Source organism: Streptomyces sp. NPDC034085, from assembly GCF_055575555.1.
In genome coordinates, this window is record NZ_JBVISL010000004.1 from 231601 (window position 1) to 247549 (window position 15949).

At 73.3% G+C, this 15949-nt stretch carries 18 protein-coding genes; 10 read left to right on the forward strand and 8 right to left on the reverse strand.

What is annotated here, in order from left to right; translation table 11 throughout:
• The 4 genes from ACZ501_RS15865 to ACZ501_RS15880 form a co-directional block, all read right to left on the reverse strand.
• Positions 1 to 624: a TetR/AcrR family transcriptional regulator gene (locus tag ACZ501_RS15865; protein WP_361604603.1), complete on the reverse strand. Its 624-nt coding sequence runs from the start codon at positions 622 to 624 to the stop codon at positions 1 to 3.
• Positions 625 to 661: 37 nt separating this feature from the next.
• Entirely contained in the window at positions 662 to 1327 is a 666-nt protein-coding gene (locus tag ACZ501_RS15870; protein ID WP_468795844.1) for a phosphatase PAP2 family protein, read from the reverse strand.
• Positions 1328 to 1361: 34 nt separating this feature from the next.
• Positions 1362 to 2300 carry a M56 family metallopeptidase gene (locus ACZ501_RS15875; RefSeq protein ID WP_468795847.1) on the reverse strand — a complete coding sequence of 313 codons (939 nt, stop codon included), beginning with the start codon at positions 2298 to 2300 and terminating at the stop codon, positions 1362 to 1364.
• Between the two features lie 88 nt (positions 2301 to 2388).
• Entirely contained in the window at positions 2389 to 2940 is a 552-nt protein-coding gene (locus tag ACZ501_RS15880) for a DUF5134 domain-containing protein (RefSeq protein WP_468795850.1), read from the reverse strand.
• Positions 2941 to 3070: 130 nt separating this feature from the next.
• On the opposite strand from ACZ501_RS15880, the gene ACZ501_RS15885 reads away from it, so the two are divergent.
• Entirely contained in the window at positions 3071 to 3610 is a 540-nt protein-coding gene (locus tag ACZ501_RS15885; RefSeq protein ID WP_468796610.1) for a GNAT family N-acetyltransferase, read from the forward strand.
• Positions 3611 to 3617: 7 nt separating this feature from the next.
• Here ACZ501_RS15885 and ACZ501_RS15890 read toward each other — a convergent pair whose 3' ends face one another.
• Positions 3618 to 4310, reverse strand: a complete 693-nt coding sequence (locus tag ACZ501_RS15890; RefSeq protein ID WP_361604615.1) for a glycerophosphodiester phosphodiesterase — start codon at positions 4308 to 4310, stop codon at positions 3618 to 3620.
• A gap of 190 nt (positions 4311 to 4500) precedes the next feature.
• Positions 4501 to 5163: a helix-turn-helix transcriptional regulator gene (locus tag ACZ501_RS15895; protein WP_468795853.1), complete on the reverse strand. Its 663-nt coding sequence runs from the start codon at positions 5161 to 5163 to the stop codon at positions 4501 to 4503.
• Between the two features lie 49 nt (positions 5164 to 5212).
• Between ACZ501_RS15895 and ACZ501_RS15900 the strand changes: the two genes are divergently transcribed.
• From ACZ501_RS15900 to ACZ501_RS15920, 5 genes are all read left to right on the forward strand, one after another.
• Positions 5213 to 6349: an LLM class flavin-dependent oxidoreductase gene (locus ACZ501_RS15900; protein ID WP_468795856.1), complete on the forward strand. Its 1137-nt coding sequence runs from the start codon at positions 5213 to 5215 to the stop codon at positions 6347 to 6349.
• Positions 6350 to 6544: 195 nt separating this feature from the next.
• The gene (locus ACZ501_RS15905; protein WP_361604625.1) at positions 6545 to 7951 is read left to right on the forward strand and encodes a DUF6421 family protein; all 1407 of its coding nucleotides are present in this window, start codon (positions 6545 to 6547) and stop codon (positions 7949 to 7951) included.
• A 26-nt stretch (positions 7952 to 7977) separates the two neighbouring features.
• Positions 7978 to 8727 (forward strand): SDR family oxidoreductase, encoded by a 750-nt coding sequence (locus tag ACZ501_RS15910; RefSeq protein ID WP_361604628.1) that lies wholly within the window; start codon positions 7978 to 7980, stop codon positions 8725 to 8727.
• Complete coding sequence (locus ACZ501_RS15915; protein ID WP_362461798.1) at positions 8724 to 9785, forward strand: threonine aldolase family protein; 1062 nt, start codon at positions 8724 to 8726, stop codon at positions 9783 to 9785. Before ACZ501_RS15910 ends, ACZ501_RS15915 begins: the two co-directional genes overlap by 4 nt.
• 85 nt (positions 9786 to 9870) lie before the next feature.
• Entirely contained in the window at positions 9871 to 10470 is a 600-nt protein-coding gene (locus ACZ501_RS15920; RefSeq protein WP_361604634.1) for a transglutaminase-like domain-containing protein, read from the forward strand.
• On the opposite strand, the gene ACZ501_RS15925 is transcribed toward ACZ501_RS15920, so the two are convergent.
• Positions 10406 to 11644, reverse strand: a complete 1239-nt coding sequence (locus ACZ501_RS15925) for an MFS transporter (RefSeq protein WP_468795859.1) — start codon at positions 11642 to 11644, stop codon at positions 10406 to 10408. The genes ACZ501_RS15920 and ACZ501_RS15925 overlap by 65 nt on opposite strands.
• 97 nt (positions 11645 to 11741) lie before the next feature.
• Entirely contained in the window at positions 11742 to 12470 is a 729-nt protein-coding gene (locus ACZ501_RS15930; protein ID WP_361607136.1) for a lysophospholipid acyltransferase family protein, read from the reverse strand.
• A 250-nt stretch (positions 12471 to 12720) separates the two neighbouring features.
• On the opposite strand from ACZ501_RS15930, the gene ACZ501_RS15935 reads away from it, so the two are divergent.
• From ACZ501_RS15935 to ACZ501_RS15950, 4 genes are all read left to right on the forward strand, one after another.
• On the forward strand, positions 12721 to 13065 hold the full coding sequence (locus ACZ501_RS15935; protein ID WP_361607163.1) for a TlpA family protein disulfide reductase: 345 nt from the start codon (positions 12721 to 12723) through the stop codon (positions 13063 to 13065).
• Positions 13066 to 13306: 241 nt separating this feature from the next.
• On the forward strand, positions 13307 to 13858 hold the full coding sequence (locus tag ACZ501_RS15940) for a flavin reductase family protein (protein ID WP_361607139.1): 552 nt from the start codon (positions 13307 to 13309) through the stop codon (positions 13856 to 13858).
• A gap of 202 nt (positions 13859 to 14060) precedes the next feature.
• Positions 14061 to 14846 (forward strand): electron transfer flavoprotein subunit beta/FixA family protein, encoded by a 786-nt coding sequence (locus tag ACZ501_RS15945; protein WP_361607142.1) that lies wholly within the window; start codon positions 14061 to 14063, stop codon positions 14844 to 14846.
• A 59-nt stretch (positions 14847 to 14905) separates the two neighbouring features.
• Positions 14906 to 15868, forward strand: coding sequence for an electron transfer flavoprotein subunit alpha/FixB family protein (locus tag ACZ501_RS15950; RefSeq protein WP_361607145.1), 963 nt, complete (start codon positions 14906 to 14908; stop codon positions 15866 to 15868).
• Positions 15869 to 15949 lie beyond the last annotated feature (81 nt).

The following is a 15949-nucleotide window of genomic DNA, read 5'->3' on the forward strand; positions in this document are numbered from 1 at the left end:
TCAGCGGGGAAACGTTCCGCCGGGCGGTCCTCCGTCCGGCGGGACCCCCAGCTCCCAGTCCAGCCCGTACCGCTGGAACAGCTCCGCCCGCAGCCGGGCGGCCGGCATCGGCGCCCCTGGCAGCAGGACCGCGACCACCGCGCCCATCAGCAGGGCGCGCAGCAGCGGGTAGTCCGTGTCCACGTCCGCCGAACCGTACCGGGTGACGGTGTCCCGCAGCAGCTCCGCCAGGCGCTGCTGCTCCGGGCACCGGATGAACCCCTCCGCCTGGAGGATGCCCGCCATGTGCGTGCGCATCAGCCGGGGCTGGTCCCGGGCCAGCCCCAGGATCGCGTCGATCGCCCGGGCCAGCCGCTCCCGGCCGTCGTCGCTGCGCGGCTCGCGCTCCAGGGCCGCTTCCAGCGTCAGGTGCATCAGCCGGTGCACCGCCGACTGGAGCAGCTCGCGCTTGCCGGGGAAGTAGTACGAGATCAGGCCGCGGGCCGCGCCCGCCCGGTCGGCGATGTCGGCGAGCTTCGTGGCCTCGTACCCGCGTTCGGCGACCAGTTCGACCGTCGCCCGGAGCAGCCGCTCCCGGGAACGTCTGCGCAATTCTTCATTGACCGATGCGCTGCGCGGGGACATGCTTACTCCTGCGTTGACTGGCTCGGAGCCAATATACTCAGCGCACGGGACCGTCTGCTCGGGGCGACGCGGGGGATCGCCCCGGGCAGGCATGCCGGAACGCCGCGAGCGACACCAGTGCCGCCCCCAGGAGCCAGCCCGCGAGCACGTCCGAGAACCAGTGGACGCCCAGGTAGAGCCGGGTGAAGCCGACCCCGAGCACCGAGACGGCGGCCACCGTCCAGGCCGCGGCCGCCACCGCCCGCGGCGCGTCCCGGGGCAGCAGCCACAGCAGCACCCCGCAGACCACCGCCGCCGTCATCGCGTGCCCCGAGGGGTACGCGGAGAAGTGCGCCGTCGCGACCGGATCCGGCCACTGGGGACGGGCCCGCCCGGTCAGCGCCTTCATCCCCTGCTGCACCACCACGGACAGCACCGTCACCCCCACGACCCGCACCGCGCGGGAGCGGTCCCCGCGCCGCCAGAGCAACAGGCCGGCCAGGGCGGCCAGCGCGCGCATCGTCCACGGGTCCCAGAGCCAGTCGGAGAGCACCCGCACGACGTGCGTGACGCCCCGGTGGCCGACGGCGTACGGGTGCAGGCCCCGCGCGACCCAGTCGTCGCAGCGGGCCAGGGGCCCCCACCGGCCCACCACGAGGGCGGTCAGGACGGCAGCGGCCGACGCGCAGCCCAGCCCGGTCCTCGTCAGCCACGTGCTCCGCATGCCGCCGATCCTCGCAGCAAACGGAGCGCGCCCCTCAGGTCAGCGCGCTGAGACCCGGTACGAAGGCCACGACCAGCGGAACCGCCGGGACCAGCGCGGCCAGCGCAGCCAGCCGCACCCGGCGGCCCGCCGACAGCCGGGGCGCGGCCGACAGCAGCCGCCGCACCCGCTGCGGTACGTGCGCCTGTTCGGGCCCGCACGGGCCGAAGACGCCCCGGTCCTCGTTCAGCCCGACCAGGGCCAGGGCGATCGTGAGGCGCCCGTAGCGCCGCGACGCCACGTCGTCGGCGGCCAGTTCCACCAGCCGGTGCATCTCCGCCTCGAACGCCGCGAAGACCGGCACCTGCGGGAACCCCCGCGCCAGCGCCCGCGAACAGTGCAGCAGCCAGTCGTGCCGGGCCGCCACGTGCCCCTGCTCGTGCGCCAGCACCGCGTCGAGCTGGCTGCCCTTGAGCCGGCCCAGCGCGGCCGTGGTCACCACCAGCCGCGGGGCCGCCCCGGGCTGCCACCAGGCGTCCGGACGCGGACCTTCCAGCACCACCAGCCGCGCGGCGGCCGGGTCCTCACCGGGCAGCAGCGGGGCCCGGACCAGGAGTTCGGCACCCCGGGCCCGCCGCCGCGCCCGCGCCCGCAGCACCTCCCGGGCCAGCATCGCCCCGGTCCACAGCCCCCCGCAGGCCAGCACCAGGGCCGTACCGGTCGCCCAGGGGCCGCCCTCCGCCCCCAGCGCGTACGCGTCGACCACCCCGTGCGGGGCCACGGCGAACAGCCGGCCCCGTACCGCCTGCCAGGCGGCGGCCGCGCTCAGCAGCATCGACAGGGCCAGGCACAGCAGGGTCGCGGCCACCACGCACTGCCACACCCACAGCGCGACCACCGGTTCGCGCTCGGGCCACTGCGCCCGGGCCAGCAGGCGGGGCGCGAGCACCGCGGTCAGTGCGCCGAGCATCAGGAGAACGGCGGAGACCATCATGTCCGCCAGCCTATGAGCGCGGCGCTCCCACGGGTACGGGCCCGGGGCATTGGTGACGCAGGACACGTCCGCCCCGCCCCGGCCGCGCTCACATGGCCAGCAGCATCGCCAACATCCCCGTCCCCATGGCCAGTCGGCAGGCCGGCGTCAGGTCCCCGGTGCCGCCGGAAGCCGCCGCCGCCCGCCCCTCCGCCCCGCCGGCCGCCCCGGCCGGCCCCGCCGCCACCAGCCGGGCCCCGCCGAGCAGGACGTACCCCGCGTAGTAGACGAGCAGCGCCGCCGTCACCGCCGGCAGCCCCGCCCGGCCGTGCCCGTGCCCCGCGGCCATCGCCAGCGCCATGTACGCCATCGCCAGCGAGCCCACCAGGTGGTGCGCGTGGTGCACCCCGCCGCGCAGCAGCCACAGCGCGTGCACCGCCGCCCCGCAGAAGACGGCCAGCAGCACCTGCGGCCCCCACGGCCCCGTACCCGCCGGGACGGCCATCGCCGCCATCCCGAAGCCCATCACCGCCTCGCCGGCCGCCGCCCCCCGCCCGCGCCGGTCCGCTCTGCGCGCCCGCAGCAGGCAGTACGCACCGCTCGCGGCGCACAGCGCCACGAGCATCCAGGCCAGGGTGAGGGGCATCGCGGATCCGTGCACGGCGGAACCTCCCGGTTCGTCGGCGTCAGCAGAAGGGATTCCCTGCTCACACCGCCCTCACGCCGACCCGCGCTAGGCTCTGGGTGCACGACCAGGCATGTCATATGCCGATGAGCAGATCGGAGCCCCGATGTCGACCGCCCCCTCCGCCGCCCTGAGTTTCCGCACCGCGGTGGCAGCCGACGTGCCCGCGCTGGTGGCACTCCTCGACGAGGCCTACCGCGGCGACGCCAGCCGGGGTGGCTGGACCACCGAGGCGGACTTCCTGGCGGGCCAGCGCACCGACGCCGACATGGTCCAGCAGGTCGTGGACGCTCCCGACGGCGCTCTCGTCGTGGTCGAGCGCGCCGGCGCCCTCGTCGCCTGCTGCCAGCTCGAACACCGGGAGGATCACGTCTACTTCGGGATGTTCGCCGTGCGTCCGGAGCTCCAGGGCGCCGGCCTCGGCAAGGAGATCCTCGCCGAGGCCGAGCGCCGTGCCCGTGAGGTGTGGGGTGCGAAGGAGATGTGGATGACGGTGCTGACCGTCCGCGAGGAGCTCATCGCCTTCTACCTGCGCCGCGGTTACCGGCGCACCGGCGAGCTGAGCCCCTTCTTCTACGGCGACCCGCGCCACGGCATCCCGCTCCGCGACGACCTGACCCTCGAACTTCTGGTCAAGCCGCTGTGAGACCCCGTCAGGCGGTGAACCGGCCGGTGCTGCGGATCTCGGGGAAGTCGGTGGCGGCGCCGTCCAGTTGCAGGGCCCGTGCCAGCCGCAGCTGATCCAGGGTGTTGACCGTCCAGCCCGTCACCCGCAGCCCCGCCGCGTGGGCCGCCTCCACCGTCTCCAGGGTGAGCCGCCGGATGTCCAGGGCCACCGTCCGCGCCCCGGCCGCCAGGGCCAGGTCCACGAGGTCCTCGGCGGCCGCGCCGGGCCGCCGGGGATGGAGGGCCGTCCGCACGCCCGGGGCGTGCCGGGCGACCGCCGCGAGCACCTCGCCGTCACCGGAGGCGACCTCCACGCGGGAGGTCAGGTCGCGGCGCACGATCAGGTCCGCGAGCACCGTGGCGGCGGCCCGGTCCTGGACCGACACCTGGAGCGGGATCCGGACGGCGTCCAGCACCTCCTCCAGGACCGGCACGCGTTCGCCCTGGCCGGCGTCCAGTTCGCGCAGCTCGGCGAGGGTCAGGTCGGCGACGGCGCCCGCGCCGTTCGTGGTGCGGTCCACCTCGGCGTCGTGCAGCACGACGAGGGCGCCGTCCTTGCTCAGGCGGACGTCCAGCGCGATGACGTCCATCCCGCAGCGTTCGGCGCGGACGAACGACCGCAGGGTGTTCTCCGGCTCGACACCCATGACCCCGCGGTGACCGATGGTGAGGAAAGTCAAGGTTCTCTCGCTTCCGTCGACGGCGGCTCCCCGCGCGCTCGCGGTGTCCCGACCGGCCGCGCGCGGTGAGGACGCATGCTAGTGCGCCCCGGGCGCGATGGGACCGGTCGTGCAGGGGCCTGCGGAAGCCCTCCGGCCGCTTCCCGCCAGGGCCGTGCGCCGCCCGGCGGGCCGGGGGCGCCGTGCCGCGTCACCCGGGCGTGGGCGCGTCCCCGCCGGCTTGACGCCTGGCCGCCCCGGCGGCCCCGGACCCGGCTCCCGCCTCGGCGTCGGCCGCCCGCGCCCCGGCCTCCCGGAGGTCGGCCAGCAGGGCCCCGGCCAGCTCCAGCTCGGCCAGGTGCCGGCGCTCGCTCCAGCGCAGGGCCAGCACCGGGAAGGCCCACTCCGGTACGTCCGCCGCCCGCTCCCTCGCCTCCCGTACGGCGTCCAGCTCGCCCCGGGTCCGCTCCACGTGGTCCTCGACCATCGCCCGCAGCCGCTCGGGATCGGCCAGGTGCCCGAGCCAGATCCGCAGCAGCAGCCCGTGCTTGAGCACCGGCGGCCCGGCGTCCGCGGTGTCCGAGGCCCAGCCGGTGAGGGCCTCGCGCCCGGCGTCGGTGATGGCGTAGCGGCGCTTGGCGCGGGCCTCCTCGGGCCCCGAGCGCACGGAGACCGCGTACCCCAGCTCCTCCAGCCGGCGCAGTTCCGCGTAGATCTGGCTGATCGCGGGCGACCAGTAGAAGAAGCGCAGGGAGGAGTCCGCCCACTTCTTCAGCTCGTATCCGGTGCGCTCGCCGGGGAACGACAGCAGGCCGAGCACCGCCCACGCGGTCGGCGGGAGCTCTTGCTTCTTCGACGTCTGACTACTAGTCATATTTCTAATCGAAGTAAGACCGGGCACGGGACTCAACTCTGGAGGCATCGTGAAATTCTCCGTGATCTTCGAGGCTCAGCTGGCCGACCCGACCGTGGAGCGGGAGCACCAGGTCATCCGCGACTGCGTCGAGCAGGCGGTCCTCGCCGAACGCATGGGATTCGACCGGATCTGGGCCGTCGAACACCACTCGTTGAAGTGGTACGCGCACCTGAGCGCTCCGGAGGTCTTCCTGAGCTTCGTCGCGGCCCGGACCGACACCATACGCATCGGGCACGGAGTCGTGTGCATGCCCTTCCGCTTCAACCATCCGGTCCGGGTGGCCGAACGGGCCGCGATGCTCGACCTCCTCTCGGGCGGGCGCCTCGACCTCGGGGCCGGGCGCGGGGGCACCGAGCAGGAGACCTCGCTGTTCGGGGTGGACCGGGACCGCACCACCGCCGAGGTGGAGGAGGCGCTGCGGGTGATCGGGAAGGCGTGGCGGGAGGAGGAGCTGGAGTACCACGGCGAGCTGCTCGACATCGGGCCGCACCCGATCCTGCCGCGTCCGGCGCAGCGGCCGCACCCGCCGCTGTTCCTGGCGTGCAGCCGGGGCGAGACGCTGGTGCAGGCCGCCGAGCTGGGCGTCGGAGCCCTGGTGATGGGCTTCGCCGGGCCGGAGGCCGTCGCGGGGATGCGGGCCGTGTACGACGCGGCGCGCGAGCGCCGCGACGGCAGCCGCTTCGTCTCCACGGCCGTCAACGACCACTTCTCGGTCCTCTGCCCGACCATCGTGCTCGACGACCCGGAGGAGGCCCGCCGGATCGGCGTCAGGGGCCAGCGGTTCTTCGCTCAGTCCATCGGGCACTGGTACGGCGGCGCCGGCGTCCCGGACGAGGCGGTGGTGGCCGGCGCGGACGAGGGGGCCGAGATGCGCCGGGCCGCCGAGCAGGTGGTGGCCCGGCTGCACGAGCTGGACGTCCCGGTGCGGCCGACCTCCACGGCCACCTTCCATGCCGACCACGCCTACGGCAGCGCAGAGGGGGCCGTCGCGTACGTGGAGCGGCTGCGGGCCGCCGGCGCGGACGAGGTGATGTGCCTGGTCCAGATGGGCACGGTGCCGCAGGAGGCCTGCCTGGAGACCCTGCGGCAGTGGGGGGAGAAGGTCATCCCGCACTTCCGCCGGAATGCCGGGCTCCTCCCCTGAGTGCCGCCGCGGCGGCCGCAAGCGGGCCGAACGCGTCAACTGGTAGGCGGAGTGGTGGATTCCAGCGCACGGTACGGGAAGACTTGCGGTGGAGTGGGGGGTGTCACGGGATAATTTCCTGAGTTTCCTCTTGAGTGGGAGAGCCTCGCATGCTTACCCTGTGCCGACGTGAGGTTCTCCTGTGGAGGAAGTGACATGACGGAAACTCTTGTGCCGGGCTCCCGCGGTGCCGTGATAACCGCTGGCGCGCGGGTGGTCGACCACCCGGCGTGGCCCGAGCTCAAGGCCGCCGTGGAGGAGATCCGCCCCTGGCAGGCCAAGGACGGTTCGATCGACTTCGAGGCCGAGGGCGCCCCCGCCCGCGCCGAGGTCGAGGCCGCCGTGGAGCGGGTCGCCGGGGCCGTCGAGACCCTGTCGCCGCTGCTGCCGCACGCCACCGCGTACCACGCCGCGCTCGTCGCCGACCTGCGCAAGTGGGTCGCCGAGGGCTTCGGCGTCCCGGACTTCCTCGACTCGCTGCTGGCTTTCCACCCGGCCGCCCAGCGCGCCGACGGCCTCCAGCACCTCGTCGTCTTCCCGATGTACACGCAGAACGGCAACCCGGACCGCAACTTCGAGGCCGTCGTCCTGAAGATGGTCTGGCCCGAGTGGCTCTCCGAGCTGGAGCGCACCCGGTACGACAACCCGCTCTTCCTCGGCATCACCTTCGAGGACTTCACGCCGGGCTACGACACCAACTCCGCCGTGCTCTTCCCGGAGACCATCGCCGTGCGCGAGGCCCCCGAGCGCTTCACCTGGGGCGGCATCTTCTGCGACCGCGAGGCGGCCCGCTACCGCAAGGTCACCGCGGCGGCCGTGGACATCCTCGGCATCGAGCTGCCCGAGGACATCGCCCGCATGGTCGAGGACCAGGAGCGCTGCGAGAAGGCCTTCGTCCTGTGGGACATGGTCCACGACCGCACCCACAGCCACGGCGACCTGCCCTTCGACCCCTTCATGATCAAGCAGCGCCAGCCGTTCTGGATGTACGGCCTGGAGGAGCTGCGCTGCGACCTCACCGCCTTCAAGGAGGCCGTGAAGCTGGAGTCCGAGGGCAACGAGCACGGCCGTGACGTGCAGTACGCCGTCCTCTTCGACCGGATGTTCCGCTTCCCCGTCTCCGGCGACCGCAACCGCAACTACGACGGCCTCGGCGGCCAGCTGCTCTTCGCCTACCTCCACAAGCACGACGTCGTGCGCTGGACGGACAACAAGCTGAAGATCGACTGGATGCGTGCCCCGCAGGTCACCAACCAGCTGTGCGCCGAGATCGAGGACCTCTACCGCGCGGGCATCGACCGTCCGAAGCTGGTCCACTGGTTCAAGGCCTACGAGCTGGTCTCCACCTACCTCGCCCCGCACCCGGGCTCCAAGTGGGCCAAGGGCCCCGACGCCCTCGACCTGACGCAGCCGCCGCGCAAGCTGGTGGACGACGTGCTTCCGGACGAGTTTCCCCTCAGCATGTTCTACGAGGCCCTCGCCAAGAAGCTCAAGGGTGTGATCGCCTCCACGAAGGGCATCACCCCGGCGAACGCGGACGACGCCGAGCGGGCCGCCGCGTGAGCGACCGCGCACAGGAGGCTGCACAGATGAACGGCAACGGAAAGCTCCACGGAGCGGTGGTCGCGGTGGCCGGGGCCGGCGGCCCCGCCGGCCGCGCCGCGCTGATGCGCCTCGCCGAGGCGGGCGCCACCGTCGTGGCCTCCGACGCCGACGCGGCGCGCCTGGCCGAGGCCGTCGACGCGGCCCGGTACGCCCACGGCGGCGCCACCGTCACCGGCGACACGGTCGACCTGCTCGACCTGGAGGCCACCAAGGCCTGGGCCGAGCGCACCGAGAAGGAGTTCGGCCGGGTCGACGGGCTCGTCCACCTGGTCGGCGGCTGGCGCGGCAGCAAGACCTTCACCGACGTGGACCTCGCGGACTGGGGCTTCCTGGAGAAGCTCCTGATCCGCACCGTCCAGCACACCTCGCTCGCCTTCCACGACGCGCTGCTGCGCAGCGACCGCGGACGCTACGTGCTGATCAGCCAGTCCGGCGCGCACAAGCCGGTCGCCAACAACGCCGCGTACAACGCGGGCAAGGCGGCCGCCGAGGCCTGGACCCTGGCCATGGCGGACTCCTTCCGCAAGGCGGGGGGCGAGGGCGAGCCGACCACCGCCGCCGCGATCGTGGTGATCAAGGCACTGGTGCACGACGCGATGCGCGCCGAGCGCCCCCAAGCAAAGTTCGCGGGCTTCACCGACGTCAAGGAGCTGGCCGAGGCCATCGCCGGCGTCTGGGAGCGGCCCGCCTCCGAAGTGAACGGACAGCGTCTGTGGCTCACTCCGCAACCGTGAAGACCGATGCCCGCCGCCACCACGATCCGGCGGTCCGCGGCTTCGCGAGCGACAACTACGCGGGGGTGCATCCGGAGATCCTGGAGGCCGTCGCGCTGGCCAACGGCGGCCACCAGGTCGCCTACGGCGAGGACGAGTACACCGAACACCTGCAGAAGGTCATCCGCAGCCACTTCGGCCCGTACGCGCAGGCCTTCCCGGTCTTCAACGGCACCGGCGCGAACGTCACCGCCCTCCAGGCGATGACCGACCGCTGGGGCGCCGTGATCTGCGCCAAGTCCGCCCACATCAACGTGGACGAGGGCGGCGCCCCGGAGCGGATGGCGGGCATCAAGCTGCTCGCCGTCCCCACCCCGGACGGCAAGCTCACCCCCGAGCTGATCGACCAGGAGGCCTGGGGCTTCGACGACGAGCACCGGGCGATGCCCCAGGTCGTCTCGATCACCCAGAACACCGAGCTGGGCACGGTCTACACGCCGGACGAGATCAGGGCCATCTGCGAGCATGCCCACGGCCTCGGCATGAAGGTGCACCTCGACGGTGCCCGGATAGCCAACGCCGCGGCCTCGCTCGACGTGCCGATGCGGACCTTCACCAACGCGGCGGGCGTCGACGTGCTGTCCTACGGCGGCACCAAGAACGGCATGATGTTCGGCGAGGCCGTGGTCGTGGTGAACCCGGACGCGGTCCGGCAGATGAAGCACGTCCGCAAGATGTCGATGCAGCTCGCCTCCAAGATGCGCTTCGTGTCGGTGCAGCTGGAGGCCCTGCTGGCCAAGGACCTGTGGCTGCGCAACGCCCGCCAGGCCAACGCGATGGCGCAGCGGCTCGCGGCGGGCGTGCGCGAGACGGACGGGGTGGAGATCCTCTACCCGGTGCAGGCCAACGCCGTCTTCGCGAAGCTGCCGCACGAGGTGTCGCGCCGGCTCCAGCAGCGCTACCGCTTCTACTTCTGGGACGAGGCCGCCGGCCACGTCCGCTGGATGTGCGGCTACGACACCCAGGAGGAGGACGTGGACGGCTTCCTCCAGGCCCTCAAGGAGGAGCTGGCGCGCTAGCGCGGCCCCGCACAGAAGTGAATAGATATGCCTGTGACCGTAAATCTATTGATCTACGGTCGGAGGCATGCCTATGCTCCCGCCCATGCAGCTCCTCCAACAGAACCCTGACATACACGCATACTTGGCCTCGGATGAGGCGGTAGACCACTGGCATCCGCTGGTGCAGGAAACCGCCGACGCCCTCTGGTCCGCCACCGGCGATGCATACTCATACGCCAAAGCCGCCTTCGAATTCGTCCGGGACGCCATCCCGCACTCGGCGGACTCCGGCGACACGCGGGTCTCCTGGCGCGCCTCCGACGTACTCGGCACCCGCAACGGCATCTGCCACGCCAAGTCCCACGCGCTCGTCGCCCTGCTGCGCGCCCAGGGCATCCCGGCGGCCCTGTGCTACCAGCTCCTCGGCGACGACGACGGGACCGGCCTCCTCGTCCACGGGCTCGTCGCCGTCCGGCTGCCCGGCTCCGAGACCTGGGCCCGGATCGACCCGCGCGGCAACAAGCCGGGCGTGGACGCGCAGTTCAGCCTCGACCGGGAGCGGCTCGCCTTCCCCGTCCGCCCCGAACTCGGCGAGATCGACTACCCCGAGCTGTACGCCGCCCCGCACCCCGCCGTGCTCAAGGCCCTGCGGGACTCCGCGGACCGGCCGGAGCTGTGGCGGAACCTGCCGACCGCTCTGTAGCCCCCTCCGGCGGTACGCCCGCACCTGCCGACACCAGCGCGTGCAGCGCGCCCGCCGCCAGCTGCAGCACGGCGATCCCGAGCAGCAGCGTCCACGGCGGCGCGGCGGCGGCCAGCCCCACCAGGGCCGCGCCGGCCGAGGCCGCCGTCACCTTCAGCCCCGCCCCCAGCGTGAAGACCTGGGCCCGGACCCCCGCCGGGGCGTGCTCCGAGCGGATCCGCAGCGTCGCCGTCAGCAGCGGCCCGTCGCACACCCCCGCCACCGCGAACGCCACCGCCGTCAGCGCCACGGACGGCGTGAACGCCGCCACCCCGAGAGCGGCCCCGGTCCCCGCCATGCCCCAGCGGGCCAGCCGGCCCGGCGCCACGCCGGTCATCCGGCCCAGCGTCAGGGACCCGGCCAGCGCACCCACCGCGAAGGCCGTCATCAGCACGCCGCCCGCGCCCGGACGGTCCAGGCCGGCCGCGAGCAGCACCGAGGTGGTGGTCAGCGACCCGATTCCGACGAACGCCAGGGTCGTCGCCGAGGTGATGGCCCGCAGCTCCCGGACCCGCCACAGGGCGGCCAGCCCCGCGCCCAGCCCGGCGCGGGGCCCGTCCGGGGAGCGGCCCGCGCCCTGGTCCTCGTACGGGAGGGACGCGGCCAGCAGCGCCGCCAGCGCCGCCGAAACCGCCAGCACGGCCATCGCCGGGCCCGCCGAGGCCGCCGCCCCCACCAGGCCGACAGCCGCCGGAGCCGTAACCGACGCCGCGTTGTAGGTGGAGGCGTCCCAGCCGTAGGCCCGGTCCCGTGCGGGGCCCGCCGGCAACAGCCCCGCGACCAGGCTGGAGAGCCCGCCCGTCACCACCGGCCCGCAGCTCCCGCCGAGCACCGCCACCGCGAGCACCACCGGCACCGGAGCCCGGCCCAGCAGCAGGGACAGCGCCGCCACCGCGGCCGTGAACCCCGCCAGGGCGCCCGCGTAGAACAGCCGGGGCCGCCGGGCCCGGGCCGCTGCGGCACCCGCCAGCGGCGCGGCCAGCACGTGCGGCGCCAGCCAGGCGGTCAGGACGAACGCCCCGTGCGCGGCGCTGCCGGTGCGCTCGAGCGCCAGCAGCACCACCGCCATGCCCATGCCCTCGGACGCGAAGCGCGCGGCGAGCGCCGCGGCCAGGTACCGCCCGAACCCGCCCATCGGCGAACCCTCCCCCTGAGTGACCTGCCGAACGGACACGACGTTACGCCGCAGGGGTGCGGGGCGGGCGGCGGGAACGCGCCGTCCTCGGGCGGGATCAGCCCGCTTCGCGCTCCTTGACCTGGGCTGCCGTCGGCGCGGTGCCGCCCAGGTGGGCCGGGAGCCACCAGGAGTCCCCGGGGCCCTGCGGCGTGGCCGGGTAGGCGCTCTGCGCCGCGTCCAGCAGCTCCTGCACGCGCTCGCGCAGGCGGCGGGTGATCGCGCCCGCGTACTGGTCGGCCGGAGCCTCCAGGGGCTCGCCGACCCGCATGGTCACCGGGATGTGGCTGCGCTTGAGGTTCTTCGGGCGGCCCTTGGTCCACAGCCGCTGCGTGCCCCACAGGGCCACCGGGATCAGCGGGACCCCGGCCTCCTGGGCCATGCGCGCCGCACCCGACTTGAAGCTCTTGAGGGTGAAGGACTGGGAGATCGTCGCCTCCGGGAACACCCCGATGATCTCGCCGGAGCGCAGCGAGTCCAGGGCGTGCTGGTAGGCGGTCTCGCCCTGCGTGCGGTCCACCGGGATGTGCTTCATCGCGCGCATCAGCGGGCCCGAGACCTTGTGCCGGAACACCGACTCCTTGGCCATGAAGCGGACCAGGCGCTTCTGCGGCCGCGCGGTCAGGCCGGCGAAGATGAAGTCGAGGTAACCGATGTGGTTCGACACCAGGACCGCCCCGCCCTTGCGCGGGATGTTCTCGGTGCCCTTCATGTCGATCCGGATGTCCAGCGCACGGAAGAGGGTGTGCGCGGCGCCGATCACCGGGGGGTAGACGAGCTCACCCATCGTGGGAAGACCCCGCTTTCTGCCTGGGGAGGTAATCCCGGCCGGAAGTTACGGCAGCGTAGGTACGCGGCCATTGGGGATCGTGCCCCAAACGCGGCCCGCTGGCCAGCCCAGACGCCCGCGCCGGGGGAGATTCTCGTCACGCGGGGAATGCCGCGCGCCGGACGGGCGCTCGCAGTACGTACAGGCGGGCGGGCGGACGGGAGCGGGCGTGGGCGGGCACGGAGAAGGGGCGCCGGGGGCGGGCGGGCTGCCGGGCGGCCGGTCGGGCGGGCAGGCGGGCGGTCAAGGGCCCCTCGGCGCCGCCGAGCTGGGCCGGGCGCCGGGGGAGCGGGCCAGCCTGGTCCAGTTCTCCAGCGCCTTCTGCCAGCCCTGCCGGGCCACCCGCAGGATCCTCGCCGAAGTCGCCGGCCTGGTGGACGGGGTGGCGCACATCGAGATCGACGCCGAGCGCAACCTCGCACTCGTGCGCGCCCTCGGCATCGAGAAGACCCCGACCGTGCTCGTCCTGGACGCCCGCGGGCGCATCGTCCGGCGCGCCGCCGGGATGCCCCGCAAGGCCGACGTGATCGCCGCACTGGGGGCCGCGCTGTGACGGATGCGCCGGTACGTGCGCCCGCACGGAGCGTGACGCGCCTGACACTTGCCTGCTGCGGCTTGACTGTGTACGCGTGAGATCGCCAGGCTGACCGCATGCGGTATGAACTCCTGCTTTACGGGCGGGTCCACGTGGACCTCGTCCGCCACGCGAGCGCGCGCTGTCGGGACCACTGAACGCTCCCGGCCCCAGACCCCCGACCGCGCCCGCGACCCCCGCGGCAGAAGGAAGCACTCCCATGACGGCCCCGACGGCCCCGCCCGCGTCCCTCGGCTCCTTCGACCCCTTCGACGGCGACCGCCCCGCCGCCCAGCCCGGCTCGCCGGAGCTGCTCCGCTCGGTCTTCCGGCGGCACGCCGCGGGCGTCGCGGTGATCACCGCGGAGAGCGGGGGCCGGCCCGCCGGGTTCACCGCGACCTCCCTCAACTCCGTCTCCGCGGAGCCGCCGCTGCTCTCGTTCACCATCGGCACCGGTGCCTCCAGCTGGCCCGCCGTACGCGACAGCGAGTACCTCGGGGTCCACATACTCGGCGAGCACCAGCGGGAGCTGGCCGGCCTCTTCGCGCGCAGCGGCGCCGACCGCTTCGGGCCGGACACCCGCTGGGCGCCGGGCCCGCACGGCGTGCCGCTGCTGGACGGGGTGCTGGCGTGGACGGTGTGCCGGGTGGTGGCGCGGGTGCCGGCCGGAGCGCACCGGGTGGTCATCGCGGAGGTGGTGGCGGGGGACCCGGCGGGTGAGGGTCGGCCCCTGCTGTACCACCAGGGGCGCTTCAACGCGTTGCGGGACTGAATCGTCCCTGCTGGGGCGGGTTCGGGTGGCGTTGGACAGATCACAGTTCGGCGGCCTTGCAACCGGGGAAGACCCAATGTGTACTGACGAGTAACATTCCCTTCGGAGCGCGGGCCGCCCCGACCGGGATCCGCCCCACAAGGCGCCTATGCTGCCTGCACAAGGCGGTATCAGAAAAAGACGATGCGGTAGGAGAGCCGGCGTGAGCCTGAGGATCGTTGTCTGTGTGAAGTACGTGCCCGACGCCACCGGTGACCGGCACTTCGCCGATGACCTGACCGTCGACCGCGACGACGTGGACGGTCTGCTGTCGGAGCTCGACGAGTACGCCGTCGAGCAGGCGCTGCAGATCGCCGACGAGGCGGACGAGGCGGAGATCACCGTCCTGACGGTGGGCCCCGAGGACGCCAAGGACGCGCTGCGCAAGGCGCTGTCCATGGGTGCCGACAAGGCCATCCACGTCGAGGACGACGACCTGCACGGCACCGACGTCATCGGTACCTCGCTGGTCCTGGCCAAGGCCATCGAGAAGGCCGGCTACGACCTGGTCATCACCGGCATGGCCTCGACCGACGGCACCATGGGTGTCCTCCCGGCGATCCTGGCCGAGCGCCTGGGCGTCCCGCAGGTCACCCTGCTCTCCGAGGTCAAGGTCGAGGACGGCACCGTCACGGGCCGCCGCGACGGCGACTCCGCGAGCGAGCAGCTGGAGGCCTCCCTCCCCGCGCTCGTCTCGGTGACGGACCAGTCGGGCGAGGCCCGCTACCCGTCCTTCAAGGGCATCATGGCCGCCAAGAAGAAGCCGGTGGAGTCCTGGGACCTGTCCGACCTGGACCTGGAGGCCGAAGAGGTCGGCCTCGAGGGCGCCTACACCGTGGTCGACTCCGCGGCGCAGCGTCCGGCCCGCACCGCCGGCACGATCGTCAAGGACGAGGGCGAGGGCGGCAAGCAGCTGGCCGAGTTCCTGGCCGGCCAGAAGTTCATCTAAGAACTTCGGTCACCCCTCTCAAGCCCCCAGACACTTCGCAATAGCAGGAGAGCAGTCCCATGGCTGAAGTTCTCGTCTACGTCGACCACGTGGACGGTGCCGTCCGCAAGCCCACCCTCGAGCTGCTGACGCTGGCCCGCCGCGTCGGCGAGCCCGTCGCCGTCGCCCTGGGCGCCGGTGCCGAGGCCACCGCCGCCGTGCTCGCCGAGCACGGTGCCGTCAAGGTCCTCACCGCCGACGCCCCCGAGTTCGCCGACTACCTCGTCGTCCCGAAGGTGGACGCGCTGGAGGCCGCGTACAAGGCCGTGTCCCCGGCCGCCGTGCTCGTCCCCTCCTCCGCCGAGGGCAAGGAGATCGCCGCGCGCCTCGCCGTGCGCATCGGCTCCGGCATCATCACCGACGCCATCGACCTGGAGGCCGGTGACGAGGGCCCGGTCGCGACGCAGTCCGCCTTCGCCGCGTCGTTCACCACCAAGTCCCGCGTCTCCAAGGGCACCCCGGTCATCACCGTGAAGCCGAACTCGGCCCCGGTCGAGGCCGCCCCGGCCGCCGGCGCCGTCGAGGCGCTCGCCGTCACCTTCGGCGCCCTGGCCACCGGTACCAAGGTCGTCTCCCGCACCCCGCGCGAGTCCACCGGCCGCCCGGAGCTGACCGAGGCCGCGATCGTCGTCTCCGGCGGCCGCGGCGTCAACGGCGCGGAGAACTTCCACCTCATCGAGGACCTCGCGGACTCCCTCGGTGCGGCGGTCGGCGCCTCGCGCGCCGCCGTCGACGCCGGCTGGTACCCGCACTCGAACCAGGTCGGCCAGACCGGCAAGTCGGTCTCCCCGCAGCTGTACATCGCCTCCGGCATCTCGGGCGCGATCCAGCACCGCGCCGGCATGCAGACGTCGAAGACCATCGTGGCCATCAACAAGGACGCCGAGGCCCCGATCTTCGACCTGGTCGACTACGGCGTGGTCGGCGACCTCTTCGAGGTCGTCCCCCAGCTGACGGGCGAGATCAAGGCGCGCAAGGGCTGAAAGCCCGACGCTGGTCACTGACCTGCGCATCTGTGGCCTACGGGGCCGTGTGGTGATTGTCACCGCACGGCCCCGAGTCGT

Coding starts and splice junctions, on each gene's coding strand:
- ACZ501_RS15930 (WP_361607136.1), bottom strand. CDS start 12,470: ATGGGTGAGCTCGTCTACCCCCCGGTGATCGGCGCCGCGCACACCCTC.
- ACZ501_RS15865 (WP_361604603.1), bottom strand. CDS start 624: ATGTCCCCGCGCAGCGCATCGGTCAATGAAGAATTGCGCAGACGTTCC.
- ACZ501_RS15940 (WP_361607139.1), top strand. CDS start 13,307: ATGACGGCCCCGACGGCCCCGCCCGCGTCCCTCGGCTCCTTCGACCCC.
- ACZ501_RS15905 (WP_361604625.1), top strand. CDS start 6,545: ATGACGGAAACTCTTGTGCCGGGCTCCCGCGGTGCCGTGATAACCGCT.
- ACZ501_RS15885 (WP_468796610.1), top strand. CDS start 3,071: ATGTCGACCGCCCCCTCCGCCGCCCTGAGTTTCCGCACCGCGGTGGCA.
- ACZ501_RS15875 (WP_468795847.1), bottom strand. CDS start 2,300: ATGATGGTCTCCGCCGTTCTCCTGATGCTCGGCGCACTGACCGCGGTG.
- ACZ501_RS15920 (WP_361604634.1), top strand. CDS start 9,871: ATGCAGCTCCTCCAACAGAACCCTGACATACACGCATACTTGGCCTCG.
- ACZ501_RS15910 (WP_361604628.1), top strand. CDS start 7,978: ATGAACGGCAACGGAAAGCTCCACGGAGCGGTGGTCGCGGTGGCCGGG.
- ACZ501_RS15925 (WP_468795859.1), bottom strand. CDS start 11,644: ATGGGCGGGTTCGGGCGGTACCTGGCCGCGGCGCTCGCCGCGCGCTTC.
- ACZ501_RS15895 (WP_468795853.1), bottom strand. CDS start 5,163: ATGACTAGTAGTCAGACGTCGAAGAAGCAAGAGCTCCCGCCGACCGCG.
- ACZ501_RS15870 (WP_468795844.1), bottom strand. CDS start 1,327: ATGCGGAGCACGTGGCTGACGAGGACCGGGCTGGGCTGCGCGTCGGCC.
- ACZ501_RS15950 (WP_361607145.1), top strand. CDS start 14,906: ATGGCTGAAGTTCTCGTCTACGTCGACCACGTGGACGGTGCCGTCCGC.